Source organism: Streptomyces sp. NPDC017676, assembly GCF_044329325.1.
GTDB lineage: Bacteria > Actinomycetota > Actinomycetes > Streptomycetales > Streptomycetaceae > Streptomyces.
In genome coordinates, this window is the sequence record NZ_JBIRJA010000019.1 from 60,536 (window position 1) to 81,688 (window position 21,153).

Annotated in this window: 20 protein-coding genes; 17 read left to right on the plus strand and 3 right to left on the minus strand. The window is 74.8% G+C overall.

Features of this window, described 5'->3' with window-relative positions; translation table 11 throughout:
• Window position 1 precedes the first annotated feature (1 nt).
• Together ACH4LD_RS33930 and ACH4LD_RS33935 are read left to right on the plus strand one after the other, a co-directional pair.
• Complete coding sequence (locus tag ACH4LD_RS33930) at window positions 2–1,342, plus strand: insulinase family protein (RefSeq protein ID WP_398057960.1); 1,341 nt, start codon at window positions 2–4, stop codon at window positions 1,340–1,342.
• Window positions 1,339–2,511, plus strand: coding sequence for an insulinase family protein (locus ACH4LD_RS33935; RefSeq protein ID WP_398057961.1), 1,173 nt, complete (start codon window positions 1,339–1,341; stop codon window positions 2,509–2,511). The genes ACH4LD_RS33930 and ACH4LD_RS33935 overlap by 4 nt, the downstream gene beginning before the upstream one ends.
• Window positions 2,512–2,650: 139 nt before the next feature.
• On the opposite strand, the gene ACH4LD_RS33940 is transcribed toward ACH4LD_RS33935, so the two are convergent.
• Complete coding sequence (locus tag ACH4LD_RS33940) at window positions 2,651–3,586, minus strand: JmjC domain-containing protein (RefSeq protein ID WP_398057962.1); 936 nt, start codon at window positions 3,584–3,586, stop codon at window positions 2,651–2,653.
• A 37-nt stretch (window positions 3,587–3,623) separates the two neighbouring features.
• Window positions 3,624–4,670 (minus strand): hypothetical protein, encoded by a 1,047-nt coding sequence (locus ACH4LD_RS33945; protein WP_398057964.1) that lies wholly within the window; start codon window positions 4,668–4,670, stop codon window positions 3,624–3,626.
• 405 nt (window positions 4,671–5,075) lie between these two features.
• Between ACH4LD_RS33945 and ACH4LD_RS33950 the strand changes: the two genes are divergently transcribed.
• From ACH4LD_RS33950 to ACH4LD_RS33970, 5 genes are read left to right on the plus strand one after another with little or no spacing between them, the layout of a single operon-like run.
• Window positions 5,076–6,293, plus strand: a complete 1,218-nt coding sequence (locus tag ACH4LD_RS33950; RefSeq protein ID WP_398057965.1) for a M16 family metallopeptidase — start codon at window positions 5,076–5,078, stop codon at window positions 6,291–6,293.
• Window positions 6,290–7,063: a GNAT family N-acetyltransferase gene (locus ACH4LD_RS33955; protein ID WP_398057966.1), complete on the plus strand. Its 774-nt coding sequence runs from the start codon at window positions 6,290–6,292 to the stop codon at window positions 7,061–7,063. The genes ACH4LD_RS33950 and ACH4LD_RS33955 overlap by 4 nt, the downstream gene beginning before the upstream one ends.
• Window positions 7,060–8,169, plus strand: coding sequence for an ABC transporter ATP-binding protein (locus tag ACH4LD_RS33960; RefSeq protein ID WP_398057968.1), 1,110 nt, complete (start codon window positions 7,060–7,062; stop codon window positions 8,167–8,169). Before ACH4LD_RS33955 ends, ACH4LD_RS33960 begins: the two co-directional genes overlap by 4 nt.
• Window positions 8,166–8,933 (plus strand): ABC transporter permease, encoded by a 768-nt coding sequence (locus tag ACH4LD_RS33965; RefSeq protein WP_398057969.1) that lies wholly within the window; start codon window positions 8,166–8,168, stop codon window positions 8,931–8,933. The genes ACH4LD_RS33960 and ACH4LD_RS33965 overlap by 4 nt, the downstream gene beginning before the upstream one ends.
• A 19-nt stretch (window positions 8,934–8,952) precedes the next feature.
• Entirely contained in the window at window positions 8,953–9,804 is an 852-nt protein-coding gene (locus ACH4LD_RS33970; protein WP_398057970.1) for an ABC transporter permease, read from the plus strand.
• Between the two features lie 273 nt (window positions 9,805–10,077).
• Here ACH4LD_RS33970 and ACH4LD_RS33975 read toward each other — a convergent pair whose 3' ends face one another.
• On the minus strand, window positions 10,078–10,662 hold the full coding sequence (locus ACH4LD_RS33975; protein ID WP_398057971.1) for a hypothetical protein: 585 nt from the start codon (window positions 10,660–10,662) through the stop codon (window positions 10,078–10,080).
• Between the two features lie 327 nt (window positions 10,663–10,989).
• Here ACH4LD_RS33975 and ACH4LD_RS33980 point away from each other — a divergent pair, with 327 nt between their 5' ends.
• The 10 genes from ACH4LD_RS33980 (at window position 10,990) to ACH4LD_RS34025 (ending at window position 21,142) form a co-directional block, all read left to right on the plus strand.
• A complete protein-coding gene (locus ACH4LD_RS33980) occupies window positions 10,990–12,258 on the plus strand; it encodes a nucleotide sugar dehydrogenase (RefSeq protein ID WP_398057972.1) in 1,269 nt (422 codons plus the stop codon).
• Window positions 12,259–12,391: 133 nt separating this feature from the next.
• Window positions 12,392–12,550: a hypothetical protein gene (locus tag ACH4LD_RS33985; protein ID WP_366764157.1), complete on the plus strand. Its 159-nt coding sequence runs from the start codon at window positions 12,392–12,394 to the stop codon at window positions 12,548–12,550.
• A gap of 104 nt (window positions 12,551–12,654) precedes the next feature.
• Window positions 12,655–14,058, plus strand: a complete 1,404-nt coding sequence (locus ACH4LD_RS33990; RefSeq protein WP_398057973.1) for a protoporphyrinogen/coproporphyrinogen oxidase — start codon at window positions 12,655–12,657, stop codon at window positions 14,056–14,058.
• A 52-nt stretch (window positions 14,059–14,110) separates the two neighbouring features.
• Window positions 14,111–14,779 carry an AAA family ATPase gene (locus ACH4LD_RS33995; RefSeq protein ID WP_398057974.1) on the plus strand — a complete coding sequence of 223 codons (669 nt, stop codon included), beginning with the start codon at window positions 14,111–14,113 and terminating at the stop codon, window positions 14,777–14,779.
• The gene (locus ACH4LD_RS34000; protein ID WP_398057975.1) at window positions 14,776–15,693 is read left to right on the plus strand and encodes a glycosyltransferase family 2 protein; all 918 of its coding nucleotides are present in this window, start codon (window positions 14,776–14,778) and stop codon (window positions 15,691–15,693) included. Before ACH4LD_RS33995 ends, ACH4LD_RS34000 begins: the two co-directional genes overlap by 4 nt.
• Window positions 15,690–16,835, plus strand: a complete 1,146-nt coding sequence (locus tag ACH4LD_RS34005) for a hypothetical protein (RefSeq protein WP_398057976.1) — start codon at window positions 15,690–15,692, stop codon at window positions 16,833–16,835. Before ACH4LD_RS34000 ends, ACH4LD_RS34005 begins: the two co-directional genes overlap by 4 nt.
• Window positions 16,813–17,826, plus strand: a complete 1,014-nt coding sequence (locus ACH4LD_RS34010; RefSeq protein ID WP_398057977.1) for a phosphotransferase — start codon at window positions 16,813–16,815, stop codon at window positions 17,824–17,826. The genes ACH4LD_RS34005 and ACH4LD_RS34010 overlap by 23 nt, the downstream gene beginning before the upstream one ends.
• Before the next feature lie 45 nt (window positions 17,827–17,871).
• Window positions 17,872–18,879, plus strand: a complete 1,008-nt coding sequence (locus ACH4LD_RS34015) for an NAD-dependent epimerase/dehydratase family protein (RefSeq protein ID WP_398057978.1) — start codon at window positions 17,872–17,874, stop codon at window positions 18,877–18,879.
• 76 nt (window positions 18,880–18,955) lie between these two features.
• Window positions 18,956–20,110, plus strand: a complete 1,155-nt coding sequence (locus tag ACH4LD_RS34020; RefSeq protein ID WP_398057979.1) for a radical SAM protein — start codon at window positions 18,956–18,958, stop codon at window positions 20,108–20,110.
• A gap of 15 nt (window positions 20,111–20,125) precedes the next feature.
• Window positions 20,126–21,142: a hypothetical protein gene (locus ACH4LD_RS34025; protein WP_398057980.1), complete on the plus strand. Its 1,017-nt coding sequence runs from the start codon at window positions 20,126–20,128 to the stop codon at window positions 21,140–21,142.
• Window positions 21,143–21,153: the final 11 nt, after the last annotated feature.

Below are 21,153 nucleotides of genomic sequence, written 5' to 3' on the forward strand. Positions count from 1 at the left end.
CATGAGCACCCACCCGTCGGCCCCCCACCCCACCGAACCGGCGCCGCCACGCGGCTCCGGGCGCGTGGGGGGCGACTGCCTCCCGGGCACGGGGCCCTACCGCGGCGAACCACCGCCGTTCGGCGGGCCGGGGCACGCGGTGGTCGTCGAGCTGCCGCACGGGCACGAGGACGACCCCGCCGCGCACGCGGGACTGGCCGCCCTCGTCGCCCGGCTGCTCGCCGACCCGCGCGGGGGTGGTGCCGCCGCACTGGCCCGGCGCGAAGGGTGGCTCACCCGCCACCGGCTGCGGCCCCACCGTTCCTCGTTCGCGTACTGGTCGCGGCACGACGATGTCCACGCGGCCGGCGCGGCCTTCACTCCGCACGCCATCGTCCTGCCCGACGACGACCGGATCCGGGCCGCGGCCACGGCGCAGGCGGCCCTGGCCGCCCGCCGTGCGCAGGACGTCCTGGTCCTGCTGAACCAGGCGTCCCGGCAGGCCGCCTTCGGCGAGCCCGGAGCGGACGCCCTCGGCACACCGCGGACGGTCGCGTCGATCCCCGCCGATGTCGTCCGCGCCGAGATCGAGACCGTCGTGGCCCGCCGGACCGTCGTCACGGCCGGCCCCGGCCGCGACCTCCCCGCCCCGCCCGGCGCGCCCACGGCCCGCGCCGCCTCCACCGCGCCGGCCCTTCTCGCCGTGCCCGCCCCGCCGGCCGGACCCGCCGGACCCACCGCTCCCGAGACCCCGCCCCCCGCCCCCGCCCGCGCCTGGCGCGGCGGCTACGCGCACCAGGACCTGCCGGGCGACACGGCGCGGCTGTCCGTGCGGATGCCCCTGGCCGAAGCGCCGCCGGGAGCGCTGGAAGTGCTGGTCGAGGTGCTGGGCTCCGGGCCCGAGGGCCGCCTCTACGACGCGCTGCGCGGCGGCGAGGACACCCTCGCGTACGGATACTCCGCCGGATACTGGCCAGGACAGGACGACGGCCTTCCGTCCGTGGCCGTCACCGCGGCCGTCCGCCCGGCGGACGTTCCCCGGGTCGCCGGGCTGCTGCGCGCGACCCTGCTGCGCACCCTGCGCGAGCCCGTCCCCGTCCAGGAGTTCCACGCGGCCCGGGACCGCTGCCTGGCCCGGGTCACCATGCTCCTCGACGATCCCTACGCGGCCGTCGACGAAGCGGCCGCGGCCGTGGCCGGGGACACCTCGCCCGCCGGGCTCGCCGCCGCGCTGCGCACCCTCCAGGTCCCGCCCGTCCTGCGCCCGTTCGCGGCGCCGCCGGCCGTCGCGGTGGCCGGCCCCGACACATGCCGGCTGAGCGACGAGCAGGCCGCCCGGCTCACGAAAGCACCCGCCCTGTGACGACGTACCGCACCGCCCCCGACGCCACGCCGGCCACCGCCCCCGACGCCACGCCGGCCACCGTGACGCGGATCCACGGACTCCGCGTCGTCCTGCATCCCCTGCCGTGGGCCCACTCGGCCGCCGCGTGCCTGAGCGTGGAGTGCGGCTCGCGTGACGACCTGCCCGCCCCGCCCGGCACCGCCCACCTGGCCGAGCACGTCCAGATCGCCGCCACGCGCCGTCCCGGTGAGGCGCGGACGCCGATCCTCGCCGAGACCGGCAACGCCCGGACCGTGTTCCGCGCCACCACCACACCGGACAACGCGGCGGACATGGCCGCGCTGCTGCTGCGCGTCCTCGCGCCGTACGACTGCCCGGCCACGGTGCTGGACGCGGAACGCGCCGCGGTCACCCTGGAGACGGCCCGGATGGACGCGAGCCCCCTGCTGCGGGCGGGAGGACTGCTCGCCGCGGCCGATCCGGCGGGCGAGCCCGGCTCGGACGCGGTGGCCCGGACCTTCGTCACGGACGTGGCCGCCGTGACGGCGGCGGACGTCCGGCGGCTGGTCGGCCTCCGCTACCACCCCGGCAACGCCGTCCTCGCCGTGGCCGGTCCGCCCGCGTCCCTCGCCGGGCTGACCGACGCCGTCGCGGACCTGGTCCCGCACCGGCCCGCGCCGCCGTCGGCCCGTCCGGCGCCGCGTACCGGGCAGCCGCTGGCGCTCCCGGCGCTGGACGGCCTGGTGGCCGTGACCCACGCCCGGCCCCGCACCGCCTGCCACCCCGGGGTGGACGCCCTGCTCGGCGAGTCGGGTCCGGTGACGGCGGCCGCCGCCGCCCTGGGCGTCCCGCTGCTCGGCCGTACCACCATCGACAACTCCGGCCGGGCGGTGGACGTCTGGTGCTGGCGCCCCGAGCGGGCACAGGCCGGCCGGCTCGCCGCACGACTGCGGGAGGTGTGCGAGGCCATGGGCGGCCGGATGCCGGCGGACGCCGTCGCGCGGGCCGAGGCCCGGACGCTGAACCAGCGCGCCTTCGACACGTGCACCCCGCTGGGCCGGGCCACCGCCGCGGCCACCGAACAGGGCCCTGCCCCGGCCACCGCCGCCCCCGGCCCGCTGCATCTGTGGACGATCCGCGACGGCCGCCCCCGCCCGGCCGGTGTTCCGGTGCCGGTCGGTGGGTGACGGCAGGCGGCTCCGCCCCCGTCGACGCTGTCGCGGGGGCGGAGGGCGTACCGGTCCGGTGTCATCGTGGCGCGGTGGGGTCCGGCCGGGTTGTCACGGTCGGGTTCGAGCGGTCAGCGTTCGAGCGGTCAGGGTGCCGTCACCCGGTGAGCGAAGCCGCCAGGGCTGCCAGGGAGAGGTCCGCCGGAGGCGTCGGCATGGCGTCGAGGCGGGCCTGCCGGGCCCACGCCACCAGGTCCCCCGGGCCGATGTCGGCCAAGCGCCGGCGCGCCCCTTCCAGCAGGGCCGCCGCTGCGGCCGTGATCGCGTCCTCCGTGACCGGCAGCGGCGGCAGCGCGCTCCCGGTGTCGCCGAGCGCGATCCGCTGCAGACCCGAGGACAGGTCGGCCACCCCGACCTCCCGGACCGTCAGGGACAAGTGCGCGGACAACCCGTCCTGACCGTGGGCGCGGTGGGCGAAGCCGCGCGGGATGTACAGGACGTCACCCGGGCGGGTGACGGTCGTCAGCACCTCGGCCGGCTGCGGCTCGCTGCCGAGCACCCGGCCCGCGTGCCAGTGGCCGTCTGCCGGTCCCTCGTGCACGCTCCAGCTCTTGCTGCCCGCCACCTGCACGACGAGGACGTCGGCGTCGTCACGGTGCAGCGGCAGCCCCGCGTGGCCGGCGGGCGTGACGAAGTAGAACGACTCCACGGCCAGCCCCAGTTCACCGGCGAGCGCGCGCAGCAGGGCACGGGTCGGCGCGTGCCACTGGTCGACGCAGCGCAGCAGCAGGGTCGCCCCCGCGTCGAGCAGGGCGCGGATCTTCGCCGGATCGGCGAAGCCGTCCGGTTCCGCGCGGGCGACGGTCCGGGAGGCCGTGAACTTGCGGGCGGGCAGCCGGTTGTCGTCGGCCCACATCTCGATGTACGGCTCGCGGAAGAATCCGGTGGCCAGGGCCTGGTCGAAGTCGGTCAGCGCGAAGGGACCGGACGCACCGCCCCGCGGGGTGAAGCGCTGTGGCTGCCGGCGCCAGTACTTCTCGAAGAAGACGTCGGTGTCGCCGACCCATTGGCCGAGAACGGGGGTTCCGCTCATGAGAGCTGCTCCTGAGTTTCGATGACGGTCGGGTTTCTCAAGCCGGCAGGACTGCTTGCGGATAACGGGCCAGGGCGGCGTCGGCCAGCTCCTGCGGGACGAGCACGTCGTCCACCAGCAGGAAACCGCCGACCGGACAACGCAGCACGGTCAGTCCGGGGGATTCCTCGACCCGCGCCGGGAATGCGCGCAACGCCTCCCCGAGGAAGAGGCCGTAGCGCACCTTCGTGCCACCGCCGCCGGACGCGGACGCCTCGGCCGCGCGTCTGGCCCGCTCCCGTTCCGCCTCGTCCACCAGTGCGTCGGCCGCCCAGCGCGCGGCGGGCGTCGACAACAGCGGGATGTCGCAGACCCGTTCGGCGAGCTGGTGCAGCTCGGGCGCCAGTGACCAGTCCCGGGCGGCCCGGTGCAGCGCGCCGCGCTCCGCCTCCGGCACGGCGGCCAGGAGCAGGGCGGTGTCGACCAGATCACGGCCGCGCGGCGGCTGTTGGAAGAGTTCCTCGGCGATCAGCAGCAGCCCGGCGAGGAGCGGATCGTCCGGGCGGCCGGGACGGAGCGGGACCGTCGCGTGGTCGCCGACGAACGCGGCGGTGAAGAACTCCACCGCGTACGGATGGTCCAGGTCGGACTCGGGCGAGGGCCAGTTGAGGGCCACCGCCCAGTCCCTGCGGCCCGGGCTCTCGATCATGCTCACGCGGGCCTCGTCCACCGGGCGGGAGGCGGCGACGGCCGCGACCGCCCGCCACATCGCGTCCTCGTCGGGCATCAGCAGGTCCACGTCCCGGCTCGACCTGAGGACACCTTCGGGGTACAGCCGCTCCAGGGCGGCGCCCTTGAGCACCTCCGCCCGCCCGCACCCGCGGGCCAGATCCGCCAGGCGGCCGTACTCCGCGCGCCGGGCGTGCTCGGCGGCCAGCAGGGCCTCGCCCAGCCGGCCGAGCCGCGCACCCTCCACCGCCGCCAGCGAGCACACCGTGCCGCCCAGCCGGTGCTCCCGGCGGCCCGCCCGCTCCAGGACGAGGCCCAGCCGTATGTCCTCGGCGACGCCGAGCACCGCGCGCACCGTCTCCATCGACAACCGCAAGTCCACTCCCGGGGTGACACGTCGAAGCAGGGACGAGCGGAGCCTAACGGCGGCCGATTCGGCGGCGACCGGATTTTCCGTAAACGGCAGACCCGATTTCCGGAATCAGCAGCCGTCCGTCGTCCGGGAGACTCCGCGGAGAATTCGACTGCGGAATGCAGAAATGCCTGTTGCTGTCACCGTTTCGGGCTGGCTACGGTCACTGCCGTCGGATTCCGTTCACCCTTGAGGAGGTACACCATGGCGAACCACGCCTCGATCCTGCGTCCGCGTCTGGACAAGGTGAAGCCGCAGGACCGCTGAAAAAGCGGGAGGAACACGGATGCCGCCACCTCCGGGTGGCGGCATTCCTCTTCGCGCCGGCGTACGTGAAGGACGCGACGACTTTTTCAAGGAGGGTTTGCTGTGTACGAGTTCGGCAGGGTGGAGGGCCCGGTGCCCGTCATCGCGCTCGTCGACGAGCGGCTGAGCACCACGACCGTGTGTCTGGCGTCCACGTACGGCTCCCGGCACGACCCGGTCGGGGAGTGCGGTCTGGCCCACGTACTGGAACACGTGCTGATGTCGGCGCCGGTGGGCACGGTGCCGTCGTTCAGCGAGCACGTCGAGCGGCTCGGCGGTTACGCGAACGCGGAGACCGGCCTGGACCGGATGCTCTTCCACGCCCGGGTGCACGCCGACGACGCCGAGGAGATCGCGGGCCTGCTCTACCAGGCGGTGCTCCAGCCCCGTCTGGGCGAGGAGACCCTGACGCAGGAGAAGCGTGCCGTCTTCCGGGAACTCGCCACCGCCGCGGCCGACCCCGGCGACGTGGTGCAGGACGCCTTCCTCGCCCACCTCTTCCCCGACCACCCCCTGGGCCGCCCGGTCGGCGGTACGACGGCGGACGTGGAGAGGATGGACGTGGCGGCCGTCGCCGCCGGACACGCGCAGCGGCTGCTGCCGGCGTCCCTGACCGCCATCGTCGTCGGACCGCGCGTCCCCGCGGCGATCGATCCGGTGGTCGCCGGCATCGACCGCGACGTCCTGGCCACGATCGGCACCGCCGTGCCCGCGCCGCTCCCACTGCCCGCCTCCAGCACACCCGAACCGCCCGCCTGGCCCGACGAGTTCGCGTGGGTGTGCGCAGGGGGCCGCTCGGTGCCGAACCACGATCCGCGCCGCCCGTACTTCAACGTCCTCGCGCAGCTCCTCGGTTCCAGCCCCTCGTCGCTGCTCTACCGCCGGCTGCGCGGCGAGGCGGGGCTCGCCTACGCCTTCCAGGCGTGGAACCGCGGCTACGGCGAGACCGGCGCCTGGCGGGTGCTGGCCGGCGTCGAGCCCGGCAACGGTCCCGACGCCCTGCGGGTCATCCGCACCGCGCTGGAGGAGATAGCGGCCGACGGCCCCAAGCCGGACGACCTGGCCTCGGCCCGCCGCCAGGCCCAGATGCGCATCCTGACCTCCGTCGACAACCCGCTGGAGTGCGCCAGGTTCCTCGCGATGCGCAGCGGCGGCCCCGCCGCCTGGTCGCCGGCCGCCGAGGTGGAGTTCCTCGCCGGGGTGAGCGGCGAGGACCTGCGGCAGGCAGCGGCGCAGGTCCTGGACGGCTTCCGGGCCGTGGTCCGCCCGGAGCCCCGGTGAACGCCGTCGAGCACTACCTCGACCGGGCCCGGCGGGCCGGGCTGGCGGACGAGGTGCGCGGACTCGCCTACGTCGCCGACCGCTGCGACGATCCCGTCAGCGGCCGTCCGCAGGTGCTCGTCGAGTACTGCGACCCACGGCTGACCGGCGACGCCCTGGCCCTCGCCACGCTGCGCCGCCGGCTGCGCGAGCGGCACCCCGGCGCCACCTCGGTGCTGCTCCGCTCGGCCGGGGACGTCCGCCCGCCCGGACCGTGGCGGCCACGGCTGACCTACATCCGCCACCTCGGCGCCGCCGCCGTCCCGGACGGTACGGCCGTGACCGTGCGTCCCGCCACCCCCGCCGACGACCCTCGCGTGCACGCCTGGCTGGTCCAGGCATTCCGCAACGCCTACCCCGGACACGAGGTCGACCCCGGGCACGCCGGGATCGCGGCGATCATGGCGAATCCCGCCAGGCGGTCGTTCATCGCCCAGGTCGCCGGCGAGCCCGTGGGGCACGGCACCGTGCTGACCGGGGAACGGGACGAGGTCACCGGTGAGCCGTTCGCCGAACTCGTGGACATCCTCATCGACCCCGCGGAGCACCGCGGCGCCGCCACCGCGGCACTGGTGGCCGCCATCGCGGAGGCCGTCCGTGGCCGCAAGCTCTGCGGCCACGTGGTGCATCCCCACGAACCGGCGGAGGGCCGGCGGGCGGAGACGGTCCTGCGCGGGCTGCTGCGCGCCGGCTGGTCCGTCGACCACTGCTTCTGGGAGAGCCCGCTGTGACGGGCCGTACCGAGTCCGCGACGACGGGCCGTACCGAGTCCGACGTGACGGGCCGGGGACCGGACGGCACCGGCCGCGGGCCCCGCACCCCGTGGTGGTCCCCGGGCAGGCGTGACGACGAGAGGCGGCAGGAGGCGGCGACGATGGACGCGATCGTCATGGAGGACCTCACCCGGTCCTACACCGACCGGCGCGGCGGTACGGCGAAGGAGGTGCACGCCCTGCGCGGGCTGAGCCTGACCGTGGGAGCGGGCGAGGTGCACGGACTGCTCGGCCCCAACGGCGCCGGCAAGACCACCCTGTGCCGGATCCTCACCACCGTGCTGGAGCCGACGACGGGCAGGGCCACCGTCCTCGGCCACGACGTGGTCCGCGACTCCCGGGCCGTACGCCGGTCCATCGGGCTCGTCTTCGGCGGGGATCGCGGGTTGTACGGCCGGCTCGACGCACGGCAGAACCTGCGGTTCTGGGGTGCGATGTACGGGCTGCGCGGCCGGCCGCTGCGGGCCCGGACGGAGGAGCTGCTGGACCGGGTGGGCCTCGCGGAACGCGCGGCGTCGCGGGTCGACACCTTCTCCCGGGGGATGAAGCAGCGCCTGCACCTCGCCCGGGGCCTCATCGGTGACCCGCGCGTGCTGATCCTCGACGAGCCCACGGTCGGCATGGACCCGGTCGCCGCGCTCGACTTCCGCGCGCTCGTCGCCGACCTGCGTGCCGAACGGCGCACCGTCCTGCTGACGACGCACGACATGGCGGAGGCCGCCGCGGTGTGCGACCGGGTCACGCTCATCGACCGGGGGCGTCCGGTGGTGACGGAGGACCCGGCCGCCATCGGCCGCCTGCTGTCCGGACACGAGCGGATCGTGGCCGAGGACGTACCGGCCGGCCTCGTACCGGCACTGGAGGCGACCGCGGGGGTGGTCGAGGTCCGTCACGACCCCGGCACCGGCCGGCTGGAGGCGCACACGCGCGACCCCGCGGCGGCGGCGAAGGCGCTGGCCCTGCTGGCCGGGGCCGGGGTGTACCGGGTGACGACCGCGCCACCGGGTCTGGAGGAGGTCTACCTCCGTCTCGTCGGCGGACGCGGCATGGCGGTCTCCTCGTGAACCTCTTCCTGGCCTCCCTGCGCTTCCAGCTGCGGCTCGCGCCCCGCTCCCCGGGCACCCTCCAGGTGTGGTGCACCGCGCCTCTGTTCACCGCGGTGTTCCTGTCCATCGCGGACCACGCGGGCCGCCACGACATCGCGCCCTACGCGATCGTCGCCCCCACTCTGATGGGTCAGTGGGCGCTCGCCCTGGGCATCGCCGGCGAGCTGATCACCGACGAACGCAACCAGGGCACGCTGGAGGGCCTGATCGCGGCCCCCGGCCGGCTCTCCGGGGTGATCGTCGGCCGGATCTGCGCGGTGAGCCTGCTCGGCACCTCGACCATGCTGGAAGCGTGGCTGACGGCGGGCCTGTTCTTCGGCCGCTGGATCGCCGTACCGCACCCGTTCGCCCTGGCCGCCGGGGTGCTGGCCACCGCGGCGGCCATGGCGGCGACCGCGAGCATCCTGTCGCCGCTGTTCGTGCTGCTGCCCTCCGCCCGCATCGTGCAGAACACGCTCAACTACCCGGTGTTCCTGCTCAGCGGTGTACTCGTGCCGGTCACCACGCTCCCCGGGTGGATCCGGCCCGCCGGCCGGGTGATCTTCCTCAGCTGGAGCGCCGACCTGCTGCGCGACGGTCTGGCGGCTCCGGCCATGCACCAGCCGCTGTTGCGCATCACGGCCGTGGCGGTCCTCGGACTGCTCGGTTACCTCACCGGAGCCCTGCTGCTGGCGGCCGTCCTCCGGCGGGTCCGCAGGACCGGCACGCTGAGCCACACCTGAGAGAGCTGTGAGAGTCCGTATGTCCCTGACCTCCTCGTCCTCCTCCCCGTACGCCCCGCCGGCCGGCCCCGCGTATCCCACCGCCCCGCTGCTCGTGCGCTACGGCCTGCTCAACGCCCTCGCCGACTTCCGCGCCACCTACAGCTGGCGGAGCTGGCTGTTCGGCTGGCTCGGCCGGATGCTCGCCCAGGTGGTCTTCTTCACCGGCCTCGGCCGCGCCCTCGGCGACCCGGCGACGGTGCGCTATCTGGCGCTGGGCAACGCGCTGATGACCTGTGTCATCGACACCATGGCGGTGGTGGCGAGCACCAGTGGGGAACGCCGCGCCGGGACGCTGTCCCTGCTGATCGCCGGTCCCGCCGACCCCGTCTGGGTCTTCGTCGGCCGCAGCCTGCACTGGCCCGCCAGCGGGGTGGTGACCTCCCTGGTGGCGCTGTTCGGGCTGGGGCCGGTGTTCGGCGTGACCTGGCGCCCGGCGCAGGTGCCGGGCGTGGTGGCCCTGGTGGCGCTCACCGCGCTGGCCACCTATTGCGTCGGCCTGTTCCTGGCCATGATCGTGCTGAGTGTCCCCCGTCTGCGGAACGTGGTGTCCAACTGCGCCTATCTGGCGATGATGGCGTTCTGCGGTGTCCAGGTGCCCCTCGGCTACTGGCCCGCGCCGGTGCGCTGGGCCGCCCAGGCGGTGCCGCTCACCCACACCCTGCGCGCCCTGCGTCTGGTCGCCGAAGGCGCCGGCTGGACCGCACCGCTGTGGCCCGCGACGCTGGCCCTGCTGACCGCGGCGGCCTGGCTGCTCGCCGCGTTCGCCACGTTCCGCTGGCTGGTCGCGGTACCCGCCCGACGGGCCGGCACGCTGGACCTGTCGGTCTGAGCCGGCCGGCCGCTCCGGGCGAGGGCTCCGTCCGGGCGCCGGCGCGCCTCGCCGTTCGAGCCGAGTCGCCGGCAGCAGGCTCGCTGCCGGCGGGAGCCGGGTCGCTGGTAGCGGTTGAGCTGCCGGCGGGTGCCGAGTTGCAGGCGGCGGGTGCTGAGTCGCCGGCAGCGGTTGAGTTGCCGGCGGGAGCCGGGTCGCCGGTACGGGCGGCAGCGCGCCCCGCCGTGGTGGCGAGGGCGCGCTCAGCCGTACCCCGGGACGGTCCGCGTGGGCTCAACCGCAGCCGCACCCGGCGCCCGCTGCCGGCCGCTCGGCGGCGAGGCAGGTGACGAGGGCGGCCGTGGCCTCGTCCAGCGCGGCGAAGTAGGAGTCCCAGCTCGCTCCCGGGGCCCGGTCCAGGCCGAGGTCCAGCACCGGGTGGCCGTCGCCGCTGCGGCCGCAGGTCAGCAGGGACCGGTTGAGCGACACCCGGACGGGCGCCGGTACCAGGGGCGTGGCCGTGCGTACCGCCCGGCACAACGCGGCGGCGATCGCCAGGAGTTCGGCGCCGGAGCGGGGCAGCACCCCGACCCGCCGCTGGGCCGGGGGCAGCGCCGGGTCCCGGTAGGCGTGCCCCTGGCAACTGTCGTACGTCGTCAGCGCCCAGTCCCCACCGGTCAGGGTGTGCACCAGCGGCCACACACCGTCCTCGATGGCCGCCCGCCAGTCGGGGTGCGCCGGGTCGAGGTCCTCGGCCTCGTGGATTCCCGGGAGCCCGGCGGTGTTGATGTTGCCGGCCTCGCTGCGGTGCAGCCGGGCCGGGCGCCGGGCGGCGCCGGGGCTGTCCCAGCGGGCCAGGAACCCGGCGACGTCGGGCATGACGTTCGGGTGCCGGTCACGGAAACCCAGAATCCGGCACGGCGGGGGAGCAGCCCCGGTGCCGGCCGGCGCCGTTTTCGTCTCGGTGTTCAAGAAACCTCCCGTGTTCGGCCGTTCAGTACGCACGATTCCCTGGCGAATTATGTGGCTCCGCCCCTTCCGGAGGACGCGTCCCTGCGCATTTCCGTAAATCCAGCCGGGAGGGGGTTCGTATATCCGCAAGGAAGTCGTCACCGGCCCGCGCGGTCCGGTAAGCCTGAGGGCCGGATGCCGTCGCGGCAGCCGAAAGGAAAGCTTCGTCTTCCCGTCACGAGAAGGAGTCGGGCCATGGCTGGACCAGCCGGACCGTACGATCTCGTCGTCATCGGACTCGGCTACGCCGGTCTTCCGCTGGCCGTCGAGGCGGCCCGCACCGGTATGCGGGTCGCGGGTCTCGACCAGGACCCGGAGCGGGTGGCGCGCCTGGCGGCCGGCCGCTCCTACGTCGACGACATCTCCGACGCCGACGTGGCGGCGGCCCGGGCCCAGGGGTTCCACCCCACCGGTGACCCGGAGGTGCTGGCGCGGGCGGAGGCCATCGCCATCTGCGTGCCCACGCCGCTGCGCGACTCGGTGCCGGACCTGACCGCGGTCACCGACGCGGCCCGGCTGATCGCGCCCCGGCTGCGGCCGGGTGCGCTGGTCGTGCTGGAGTCGACCACGTACCCCGGCACGACCACGGACGTCCTGCTGCCCCTGCTGGCCGTGGACGGCCGGGTCGTCGGGCGTGACTTCCGGCTGGCCTTCTCACCGGAGCGCACGGACCCGGGGAACCAGGCCTTCCGGCTGTCCAACACCCCGAAGATCGTCGGCGGGGTGACCGCGGAGTGCTCGGCCGCGGCCACCGCGCTGTACGACCGGCTCGTGCAGAAGGTCGTGACGGTGAGCACCCCGGCGGCGGCGGAACTGGCGAAGCTGCTGGAGAACACCTACCGCCAGGTCAACATCGCCCTGGTCAACGAACTGGCGGTGTTCTGCCACGGCTTGGGCGCCGATGTCTGGGAGGTCATCGACGCCGCCGGCACCAAGCCGTTCGGCTTCCAGGCCTTCCGGCCAGGGCCGGGCGTCGGCGGCCACTGCATTCCCGTCGACCCCGGGTACCTGGCCTTCCGGGGCCGCAGCCTCGGCCATCCCCTGCGGTTGACCGAGCTGGCCCAGGACATCAACAACCGCATGCCCGACTACGTCGTCGGCCGCGTCACCGATCTGCTCAACGACGCCCGGCGCAGCGTCCGCGGGGCCCGCATCCTGCTGCTGGGCGCCACTTACAAACCCGATGTCGCCGACGGGCGGGGCGCCCCCGCGCTGGCCGTGGCCGAACGCCTGGTGGCTCTGGGTGCGGAGCTGTCCTTCCACGATCCGTACGTGACCCGGCTGCCGGCCGGCGGGCGCACGCTGCGGCGCGTCGCGGCGCTGGACGCCGCGGTGGCCGAGGCGGACCTGGTCGTCCTGCTCCAGCCGCACCTCGACTACGACCTGCCCGCGATCGCCGAGGCCGCCCGGCTGCTGTTCGACACCAGCGGTCGGGCGGTCGGCGCGGGCGTCGTGCACCTCTGAAAATCCGCTGCGGATATCGGAAATCTCCGGCCCGGAAATTCATTGAGGTCGATTCTCGGGGGCTGCTAGATTTTTCGGCAGGGGGGAATTCAATCCTCCCGCGCATCTCGCACATCTACGAAAGAGGTGGAACATGTCCGAGGGTAATGAGCTGGAATTCGAGGCGTTCGTCGACGCGGTCAAGTCCTACGACCTGGAGACGGTCGGCGCCACGGAGACCGCCCACTCGTCCGCGGTCTCGGTGAAGCCGTGGCAGCACGTGGACGAGCAGACGGCCCAGGCCGACGCCTGACCGTCGCCGCGGCGCACCGCCGGCGGGTGGCTGGCCTCCGGCCACCCGCACGGCCCGCCCCTGCCCCCGACCCGACTCCGCGCACCGATGTGAGGTCGCCCGCGATGCCCCACCCCACTCCCGAACGGCCCCACGGACGCGACGAGATCGTCGAGACGGAGGTGCTGATCCTCGGCGGCGGTCTCGCCGGCCTCGCGGGCGGCTCGCTGCTCGGCGACCGGGCCACGGTGCTGGAGGCCGAGCCCCGGCCCGGCGGACTGGTCCGCACCGAGCGGGTGGGCGCGTACTGGTTCGACCACGTCATCCACCTGCTCTACTTCAGCCACCCCTCCGTGGAGGAGCGGATCCGCGGGATGCTCGGCGAGACGCTCCGGCCCTGCCCCCCGGTCGCCTGGGTGGAGACGGCCGCCGGCACCACCCGCTTTCCGGTCCAGCTGCACCTGGCCGGACTCGAACCGGAGGCCCGCGCCGCCTGCCTCACCGACTTCGCCGAGGCCGCGCGGGCGGACCGCGCGGACGCGGCCGACTACGCGGAACTGCTGCTCAACGCGTTCGGACGCACTCTGTGCGACCTGTTCTTCTTCCCCTACAACGCCAAGCTGTGGCGGCGCCCGCTCAACGAGCTGTCCGCCTCCGGCTTCCACTGGAACCTCACCCGGCCCGGCCTGGCGGAGGTCGAGCACGGCGCCGATCCGGCCCGGCCGGTGACCGCGCCCTACAACGCGCGCGGCTGGTACCCCCGGCCGTCCGGCCCCGGCCGGCGGGGCATGGAGGTTCTCTCCGAGGCGCTGGCGGGCCGGGTCGCCGACCTGCGGCTGCGGCACACCGTGGAGCACATCGACCCGGAGCGGCGCCTGGTCCGGGCACGGACGCCCGAGGGGCCGGTCCACTTCCACTACACCCGGGAGTGCCTGTCCACGCTGCCGCTGCCGACCACGGTCGAGCGGTGCGCGTCGGCCCCGGCCGACCTGGTCGCCGCCTGCCGTGAACTGCCGCGCAACCGGGTCCGGTCGGTGGCGCTCGCGGTGCGCGGCCCGCGCCCCGCGGGCACCGGCCACTGGCGCTACTACACGCGCGCGGACGTGCCCTTCACCCGCCTGGTGTTCATGACCGAGTTCGACCCGGCCATGGCCCCGGCCGACGGGTGGGGGGTGCTCGCCGAAGTCGTCGAACGCTCCGGGGAGCCGGCCGTCAGCGACGCCGAACTCACCGCGCGGGTCCTGCGGGGCGTGCGCGCGGTGGGGATGCTGGACGAAGGCGAGGTCGTCGAGTCGCGCGTGTTCCACGCCGACCCGGGCTACGTCGTCTTCACACCCGCCGCCCAGGCCGTCACCGAACGCGCCCTCGGCTTCCTGGCCGAGCGGGGGCTGACGGCCCTCGGGCGCTACGGCTCCTGGACGTACTCGTCGATGTCCCAGGTGATGGAGTCGGCGTTCGCCTGGGCGGAAGGCCTGGGCGGCGCACCCGCGGCCCGGCCGCCGGCGGCCACCGCGCCCGCGGCGCCCTGAGCCCGGCGCCCGCGCCCTTCCCTGTCCAACGCTCGCAGGTACGGAGAACCCCTTGCTGCCCACCAGCCCACACCGCTTCCTCGCCCTTGAGGGGATCGACGGATCAGGCAAGACGACCACCGCACGGCTCATCGCCCGCCACGTCCGCGGCACCGGCCGCCCGCTGTCCCGGATCGGGCAGCACTCCTGGCTGGACCCGCGGGCCGCCCGGGTGATCATCGACGTCCGGGAGCACCGGCCGCGCCGGCACACCCCCGCCGAGATCGCCGACGCCTACTTCCGCGACAAGCGGCTCCAGGCCCGCGCCATCGGCGACCTGCTGGAACACCGCACCGTGCTCTCCGACCGGTACGTCTTCAGCGACGCGGCCTATCTGGAGGCGCTGTACGGCATCCCGGCTCGCGAGACCCTGGACCGCCACCACCTCGCCGGCACCCGCTTCCCCGACCTGATCATCTATCTCGACGTGCCGGTCGCCGAGGCCGCGCACCGCGTGGTCACCCGCGCCAAGAGCATCCGCCACTACGAGAACAGCTACACCCTCGACCAGGTGAGCGGCGTCTACCGCGCGCTGCTGCTGGAGGACCCGCCGCCGTACCTGCCCCCGGTGCACGTCTTCCGCAACACCGCCGGCGCCCACGACGACGCCAGGCTGGCGGAACTCCTCGACACCATCGACGGCCGGCTGGCGCCCGCGCCGCAGCCGGTGGGGCAGCCGTGAGGGACATCGCCGTCATCATCCCGTGCCACGACGCGGCCCGTCTGGTGGGCGGTCAGCTCGCCGCCCTGGCCCGGCAGCGGACCCGGTACGACTGGGAGGTGGTCGTCGTCGACGACGGTTCCCGCGACGACCTGGCCGGCACGGTCGACCGGTACCGCGACGCCCTGCCCGCCGTGCGGATCGTCGCCCACCACCCGCGCCGCGGCACCGGCGCCGCCCGCAACGCCGGCGCACGGGCGTCGGACGCGCGCCTGCTGCTCTTCCTCGACGCCGACGACGAGGTGGCCGACGGTTACCTGGACGCCATGGCGGCGGCACTGGACGAGGCCGGCATGGTCACCGCCGAGATCGACTACCGGCGGCTCAACCCTCCCCGGGTACTGCGCAGCACGCCGCCCGACCAGCTCTGCGACGTGCTGACGCCGAGCCTGTTCCTGCCGAACGTACCCGGCGGGCTGATGGGCACGACCCGCGAGCTCTTCGACGAACTGGGCGGCTTCGACGAGGAGTTGCCCGCCCTCGCCGACATCGACCTGTCCTGGCGGGCGCAGTTGGCCGGTCGGCGCATCGCCGTCGCCGCCACGGTGGTCTCGGTCGCCCTGCGCACCACCCACCGGGCCCGGCTGCGACGCGCGCGGTTCCAGGCCCGGGACGCCGTCGTCCTGCGGGCGAAGTTCGCCGGCCAGGGGCTCGACCCGGTCTCCCGGGCGGAGCACGCCCGTGAGTGGATCCGGCTGGCCGGACTCCTCCCGGGGATCGTGCGCCCGGCGGGCCGGGCCCGGCTGGCGTGGCAGCTCGGCTGGCAGCTCGGCACCCTCGACACCCTGCGCGGTGCCCGGCGGGCCGGCGGCGTCCGCGCCGTCCCGGCCGGGTCCACCGCACCGGTGCGCCCGTGGCGGAGGCAGGCGTCGTGATCACACTGTCCCGGGGCATGAACCCGCACGAGACCGGCACCGCCGAGCCCGTCACCGTCTCGGACCCGCCCTTCGAGCTGCTGTCCGGTGTCCCGTCGTACATCAACGTCCTGGACGCGCTCCTCGCCCGGGACCTGGCCGACCGGCTGGAGCGGCAGACCGGCGAGGCGGCCTGCGCCACCTCGAAGCACACCTCGCCCGCCGGCGTCGCGCTCGGCACGCCCCTGGCCCCCGGCGCCGAGGAGTTCCACGACCGCGGCCCGCTGCCGGCCGACCCGGTGGGCCGCGCCGTCCTGCGGGCCCGCAGCACCACACCCAAGTACGCGTACGCCGACTTCGTGGCCGTCTCCCGCCCGGTCACCGGCGACGTCGATCCGTCCCTCTTCGCCAACGCCGTCGGGGTGATCGCCCCGGACTACGCGCCCGGGGTCGCCGACCGGCTGCGGCGGTTCAACGACGGCACGTTCATCGTGCTGCGCGGACCGGCCCCCACGACCCCGCCCGTACGGCGGGAGGTCCAGGAGACGTACGGACTGCGGCTCACCCGGGAGATCCCCGGCGGTGCCGGGTTCGCCGGCGGCCTGCACACGGTCTGCGGCGACCTCCACGACCCGGACAGCCTCGCCGTGGCCGTCCTCGCCGTCGCGCAGGCCCAGTCCAACTCGATGGTGTTCGCCGTCGGCGGGCAGACGATCGGCATCGGCATGGGGCAGCAGCACCGGCTGGACTGCACCCGCCTCGCGGCGCACCGCGCGCTGGTCTGGCAGCGCCGCCACCACCCCGACCTGCTGTCCCTGCGCTTCGCGGACCACGTGGACGCCGCGCAGCGAGCCGTCTGGCGGGCCCGGGTCGCCGAGGGCGACCTGACGCCCTCGGTGCGCGACCAACTGGTCGGCGTCCTGTGCGACCCGGGGCAGGCCGCGCACGAACCGGACTGGTCCCGGACACCGCCCCTGACCGGCGTCACCCTGGCGGCCGACAACCACTTCCCGTTCGTCGAGGTGGTCGAACTGGCGGCACGGGCGGGCGTCACCCAGCTCGTGACCCCGCGCGGTTCCACCGACGCCGGCGCGCTGCGGGAGGCCTGCGTCCGGCACGGCATCAGCTGGATCGTGACCGGTGAGCGCTTCTTCCGGCACTGAGGCGGTGCCGTGGCGGCACTCGGGCTGGGCGACCGCGGCGACCGCGCGCATCGACGCCGCGCTCGCCCACGAGGGCATCAGCCGCACCGGCCCGGTCACCGAGGTCAAGAACTGGGTCCTGTCCGCGGTGCTGCGCTGTCCGACCCCGCAGGGCCCCGTCTACTACAAACAGGCCCTGCCCTGCCTGGCCCACGAAGGACCGCTGCTCGCCCGGCTGGGTGCCCGCCGGCCTGGCCTCGTGCCCACCGTGCTGGCCCCGGACCTGCCCGGGCCCGGCTGGTGCACGCGCGGCGTCCGCCTGCTGCCCGGCACCGGGCTGCCGGAGCGGGCCCGGGGCGACGCGCTGCGCGAACTCGCCGTGCTCCAGCGCCGTCTGCTCGAAGAGCCCGGCCGGGTGGCGGAGCTGACCGGGCTCGGCTGCTGGGACCGTCGTGCGGACGCGCTCGCCCGGGAAGCGCGGGCCCTGGCCGGACGGGCGGACGTGTTCGGGCCGGACGCCCCGCTGCCGGACGCGCTCACCCCACGGGAGGCCCGGAGCTGGGCCGAGGCGCTGCGCCGGATCCCCTCCTGGTGCGCGGAACTGGCCACCCAGCCGCCCGGCGACACGCTCGTCCACGGCGACCTGCACCCGGGCAACTGGGGCGTCGGTGCGGCCGACGGCCGCATCATGCTGCTCGACTGGGCGGAGGCCGCCGTCGGCCACCCCTTCCTGGACATCGCCCCCGCGCTGCGGAGCGCCACCGATGCCGCCGAGCGGGCGCGGGCCCTCGCCCGCTGCTTCACCGGGTGGGTGCCCCTGATGTCGCCCGCCCGGTGCGCGGCGGTCTGGCGGATCGCCGAGCCGGTCGCGGCCCTGAACCAGGTCGTCACCTACGTGCGGTTCCACGACGAGACCGCCCCGCCCGAACGGCGGAACTGGGCGCCGCGCGTCCTGTGGTGGGCCAGACGCCTGATCGGCCTTCTGGACGGCGCGGGCCGCCGCACACCGTGAACTCCAGCCCCACCGACCGCACAGCACACCCGAGGAGGGTTCTCCATGTGGGACATCAACGCGCCCGGCAGGCCGGTCCTGGTCACCGGCGGAGCCGGCTTCATCGGCGGTCACCTGGTCCGCGCCCTGACGCGTGCCGGGCACCGCGTCCGCGTCCTGGACGACCTGTCGACGGGCCGGCCCGACACGGTGGCCGGGCTCCCGGGGGTCGAACTGGTCCGCGGCAGCGTGCTCGATCCCGGCGCCGTGGCCGCGGCGTCGGCCGGTACCGGCCTGGTCCTGCACCTGGCCGGCGTCGTCGGCATGCGTCTCGCCGCCGACCAGGCGGGTCTCGCCTACCGGGTGGGCCGTACCGGCACCGCGAACGTCCTCGCGCGCACCGGTGACGTACCGGTGGTGCTGTTCTCCAGCTCGGCGGTCTACGGCCTCTCGGACGGGCGGGCCCCGCTCGACGAGGACGCACCCATCGACCGGTACGTGCCGCTCGCCTACGACAGCGGCACCGAGGGCTACGCCACCGGCAAGTGGGAGCTGGAACGGCTCGGCGCCGAAGCGGCGGCCACCGGCCGGCCCGTTCTGGTGGTGCGCCCCTTCAACGTCGTGGGACCGGGACAGCGCAGCCGCTACGGCATGGTCCTGCCCACCTTCCTGCGGCAGGCCGCGGCCGGGCAGGCGCTGACGGTCCACGGCGACGGCAGCCAGCGGCGCTGCTTCACCGAGGTCACCCAGTTCACCGACCGGCTGCTGCGCCTGATGGCGGCGGCGCCGGCCTGGCGGCCCGGCGGCAACGTGTACAACATCGGCTCCACCCGCGAGACGAGCATCGGCGAACTGGCCCGCCTGGTCCTGGCGGCGACCGGGAGCACGGCCGGCGTCGTGCACGTGCCGTACGAGCAGGTCTTCCCCGGCCGCAGCGACGTCACCGGCCGCGTCCCCGCGACGGACCGGCTGCGCGCCGTCGTCGGCGAGACACGCTGGCTGCCGGCCGCGGAGATCGTCGCGAGCATGTCCGCCGACGGGCCCCGTTCCCGGGTGCGGGTTCCCGCAATATGACCGGCGACGCGTTGACGCGTGAATCCCGGACCAGAGAACATTCTTCCCACCGCATTCCTAAGGAATGGAATTCCCCATGGAGCTGAGGCTTCCGGCGCCCGGCGAGACAATTCTGGCGATGCTGAAACTCCCCGGCGAGATATGCAACATCAATTGCCATTACTGCTATGAGCGACGCAAGCCGTACCCGAACGCCCTCATGCTGAAGCCGGATGTGCTCCGGCGTTTCCTCGACGCGTGCCAGGGACGGCCGCTGGCCGTCGAACTGCACGGCGGCGAACCCCTGTTGCTCGGCCGGCGCAGGCTGGGCGAACTGCTCGCCGTCCTGCGCGGTTACGAAGGCCGGGTGACCCTGTCGATGCAGACCAACGGCATCCTGCTCGACGACGCCTGGCTGGACTTCTTCGACCGGGAGTGGCCGGACATCGAGATCGGCGTCAGCCTCGACGGCGACGAGCGGGGCAACGCCCACCGCGTCGACTTCCGTGACAAGCCCACGTATCCGAAGGTGGTGCGCGCGCTCGAACTGCTCGCCGCGCGGGGCCGGCAGGTCGGCGTGATCGTCGTCGTCACCCGGCGCGTCCTCGGCCGGGCGGGCGAAGTCCTCGACTCCCTGGGCGGCTTCGAGGCGGTCAAGGGCGTCAAGCTCTCCGGCTGCCTGGACTTCAACGTCAGGACGAAGGACTACCGGACCGCCAACCGCGAGTCCCTGCGCCTGCTCAACCCGGACGGGGTCGGCATGCCCGGCTGGGCGACCACCCCCGACGAGTACGCCGACTTCCTCGTCCAGGCCTTCGAGCACTGGCGTGCCACCAAGGCGTACCGCTCCTACGTCCTGGAGCCGTTCTTCACCATCATCCGCGCGCTGTCCGGCCTGCCGACCAGCTACACCAGCTACAGCGAGCGCAAGGAGCCCTACATCGTCACGCTCTACCCCGACGGCCGCATCGGCAGCTCCGACGAACTCACCATGCCCGGCGCCCTGCTGGGCTCGGTGGACACCACCGAGTCCCTGGACGACCTGCTGACCCTGGACACCAATCCCCGCCTGCGCGGTGACCTCACCGCCCTGCTCGCCCAGTGCGCCGGCTGCTCCCATGCCCGGACCTGCCGCGGCGGTGCCCTGCCGGACCGGCTGCGGTTCGCGGGCACCGGGTTCGAGGAGGACTACTGCGACCACCGGCGCAAGGTCATCGACCACGTGGCGGCCGCGCTGCCGGCCGCCGTCTGAAAGGCACCCCGTCCCATGTTCCTGCTTCCCGCCATCGACCTGGACCCGTCGGAGAACCGCGTCTGGAACGCCTCGCTGGACGGCCGGGCCATCCACTCCTACCTGCTGTGGATCGAGCCGACGGCCGCCGACCGGGCTCCCCGGGCCGCCGTACGCACACCGGCCGGGCCCGGCGTCGTACCCCCCGGCCCGGACCGCGTCGTCACCCCCCTCGACCGGGCCCTGACCGCCCTGGTCGCGCTCGCCGAGGCAGCCCCCGCCCGGGTCGCCCTGGACCGGTTCGACCGGTCCGCGGCATCGCTCACGCTCGGCGGCACCGCCGACGACGGACCGGAGGTGCTGGTCCTGGAGACCCCGGCGGACGAGCCGCGGGCCCCGGGCCTGCCCCGGACCCTGCTGGCGGCCGGCCCGGCGGCCCGGGAGGTCACCACGGCCGCCGCCGCCGTACTGGACGAGGTCGGCCTGCGCTACGTGCTGGACCTCGCGCTCGGCGCGGTCGTCTACGCGCCGGAGCCGCACCCGCGCCCCTACTCCGACGGCTCCTGCGAACTCGCCTGGATCGTCGGCCGGCCCGACGACCCGGTCGTCGTCGCGGAGGCCCTGCTGCGCGAGGGCGCCCGCGCCTGGACCGGTCAGTGGCTGCGGGCCGAGGAGTCCGTCGGGATGCGCACCGCACCGCTGCGCCACCCGGACCGGGACTGGCTGGCCGCCCTGCTCGGCGACTGCTTCGCCTACCAGCTCCACGACCGCCTCGCCCGACGGCGCGGCGGACGGCCGGGCCCCTCGCGGGAACGGGCCGACGCGCTGTACGCGGCACTGCTGGCCCAACGCCCCGGACTGGACGAGCGGCTCGGCCGCACGGCCGGGTTCGGTGTGCTCTGCGAACTCGTCGCCTTCATGTACCCGTGCTGGAACCGCCGGCAGTTCGCCACCAAGTCCCCGTTCGACTACATGCGCGAACTGCGGGCCGTGACCGACGAGGAGAAGGCGCAGCACCTCGCCAAGTGGTCGGCCCCCGAGGCGGCCCGCTGACACACGGGCCG

Excerpts from the sequence above, each read along its gene's own strand:
- ACH4LD_RS33930 (WP_398057960.1), top strand. The coding sequence starts at position 2 with ATGAGCACCCACCCGTCGGCCCCCCACCCCACCGAACCGGCGCCGCCA.
- ACH4LD_RS33940 (WP_398057962.1), bottom strand. The coding sequence starts at position 3,586 with ATGAGCGGAACCCCCGTTCTCGGCCAATGGGTCGGCGACACCGACGTC.
- ACH4LD_RS33970 (WP_398057970.1), top strand. The coding sequence starts at position 8,953 with ATGTCCCTGACCTCCTCGTCCTCCTCCCCGTACGCCCCGCCGGCCGGC.
- ACH4LD_RS33975 (WP_398057971.1), bottom strand. The coding sequence starts at position 10,662 with ATGCCCGACGTCGCCGGGTTCCTGGCCCGCTGGGACAGCCCCGGCGCC.
- ACH4LD_RS33980 (WP_398057972.1), top strand. The coding sequence starts at position 10,990 with ATGGCTGGACCAGCCGGACCGTACGATCTCGTCGTCATCGGACTCGGC.
- ACH4LD_RS33985 (WP_366764157.1), top strand. The coding sequence starts at position 12,392 with ATGTCCGAGGGTAATGAGCTGGAATTCGAGGCGTTCGTCGACGCGGTC.
- ACH4LD_RS33990 (WP_398057973.1), top strand. The coding sequence starts at position 12,655 with ATGCCCCACCCCACTCCCGAACGGCCCCACGGACGCGACGAGATCGTC.
- ACH4LD_RS34015 (WP_398057978.1), top strand. The coding sequence starts at position 17,872 with ATGTGGGACATCAACGCGCCCGGCAGGCCGGTCCTGGTCACCGGCGGA.
- ACH4LD_RS34020 (WP_398057979.1), top strand. The coding sequence starts at position 18,956 with ATGGAGCTGAGGCTTCCGGCGCCCGGCGAGACAATTCTGGCGATGCTG.
- ACH4LD_RS34025 (WP_398057980.1), top strand. The coding sequence starts at position 20,126 with ATGTTCCTGCTTCCCGCCATCGACCTGGACCCGTCGGAGAACCGCGTC.